Origin of the sequence: Psittacicella hinzii, from assembly GCF_003585935.1 — a bacterium.
Taxonomy (GTDB): domain Bacteria; phylum Pseudomonadota; class Gammaproteobacteria; order Enterobacterales; family Psittacicellaceae; genus Psittacicella; species Psittacicella hinzii.
In genome coordinates, this window is sequence record NZ_NRJG01000115.1 from 1 (window position 1) to 1,735 (window position 1,735).

Annotated in this window: 2 protein-coding genes; both read left to right on the top strand. The window is 33.8% G+C overall.

Going from position 1 to position 1,735, the window contains the following annotated elements; genetic code table 11:
* Positions 1 to 172 precede the first annotated feature (172 nt).
* On the top strand, positions 173 to 631 hold the full coding sequence (locus CKF58_RS06225; RefSeq protein ID WP_119532054.1) for a SixA phosphatase family protein: 459 nt from the start codon (positions 173 to 175) through the stop codon (positions 629 to 631).
* A gap of 132 nt (positions 632 to 763) precedes the next feature.
* Complete coding sequence (locus CKF58_RS06230) at positions 764 to 1,585, top strand: hypothetical protein (protein WP_119532056.1); 822 nt, start codon at positions 764 to 766, stop codon at positions 1,583 to 1,585.
* Positions 1,586 to 1,735: the final 150 nt, after the last annotated feature.

Genomic DNA, 1,735 nt, shown 5'->3' on the forward strand with positions numbered 1-1,735 from the left:
CTTGAGAAGAAGATCTAAGCTTAAAGTTAATGTTAAATTTTGTTAAACAATCTAAAGTTTTAACATTAAAATCACAGTTTATCTTTTATTTTGGCGATTATAAATAACTAATCTTGGCTTTGTTATAATAGAAGAAAAACTAAGTTTTGTTATTAACCTTAAGGATAATGCTATGAAATTAGTAATCATGCGTCATGGAGAAGCTGGTTTTTCAAGTACAAACGGTCTTGATTCTGGTCGTGAGTTAACAGCTAGAGGACAAGAGCAAGCTACTCATGCTGCTAGTCTCTTACAAGATCAATATATCCAAGTACAACAAGTATGGGCTTCGCATTATGCTCGTGCATGGCAAACGGGCTGCATTGTTGCTCAGCATTTAAATGTACCTTGCCAAGAAGAAAGAGCTCTATCGATTTCTGGTTATGATCTTCAAGAATTAGCACAAAATATTGCAATTTTTGCAAAAGACCAACCTGTAAATGCGGCTTTAGTATTAGTAAGTCATATTCCTAATGTTAGCGACATTATGCATTTTTATGCTCCTAATGCCAGATCTTTTAGCTTTTATCCGGCGAATTTCGTCATTGTTGATCTAGAACAAAAACGTGTTTGTGCTGATAGTAAACAATGATTTAGTAGTTAGCGTTAGGATTGATTCGCAGATTTAAGCAGACAAATAAAATTAAGCGTATAATGAGGTCTAGAAAAAAGAATAGGCACTTATTGCCACTTGGACTTTGTTTACTCTATAGATTATTTGACAATGACAAAAAAGGTTAATTTTAGTGAAGCAAGTTTAGAGGATCTTGCCGATTCACATGTTTATGTACCAGATATGGATACTGATTACCATTCATATCACACTGGTAAATCAATTAAAACAATCAAAAATCCTAATCCACACTTACCAACTAAAGTTACTAATACTTTAAATCTTCCGCCATTTTGTACTGCAACCATGAATCCAGGTGCGGGTTCGACCTTAACTATTACTTATACTGCTAAAGAAAAACTTTTAGAAGTTTTCACCTTAGAAAAATATATTAATAGTTTTATTGGACACAAAATTGTGCGTGATGTTGAATATCTTGCGCAAGAGATTGCTTCAGAAGTAGCTTTAGCTTTAGATAATGAAGTTAAAGTAGAAGCTGAATTTATTCTTGTTGGCTTTAAATATGGACAAAGTGTACATTGCCAAATTGAAGTAAATCAAGCAGCAATTAAACTTCTTAAACAAGAATATAAAAATAAATATCTTGAATTTGCGCAAAAAGCTGCACAAGGACAAATTCCAGAATTCAAAGATACCCAAACTTTCATGGAACGTGTAGCCGAGCAAACCGCAAGTAAATGTCCGGTTGATCACCAAGCGTTAGCGCAGGAAAATGCTGTTGTAGATAATGCTTCGAGCGTAACCAAAGATAAAAAAGCTTCTAAAGCGACAAAAGGTAAAAAAGGTAAAGGTGTTGATAGCAATAGCCCTTATGCAGATGCTAAAGTTTGTCCTTTTGTACCAAAAGAAAAAGCGCAACCTGGTGCTAAATGCCCAGTAACAGGCTTATCTTATGAAGATGTAGAAGAGTAAGGTTTGCAAAACTAATCATTGGTTTAACTACTACATAGTTTAATAGAAAAGTTCAACAGTTCTATTTCCTTATGCAATTGTCCAATGGAAGGACTACGAAATTACTCCAAAAAACTCTTTAAACACAATTTAAACTAAACCCCACAGTTA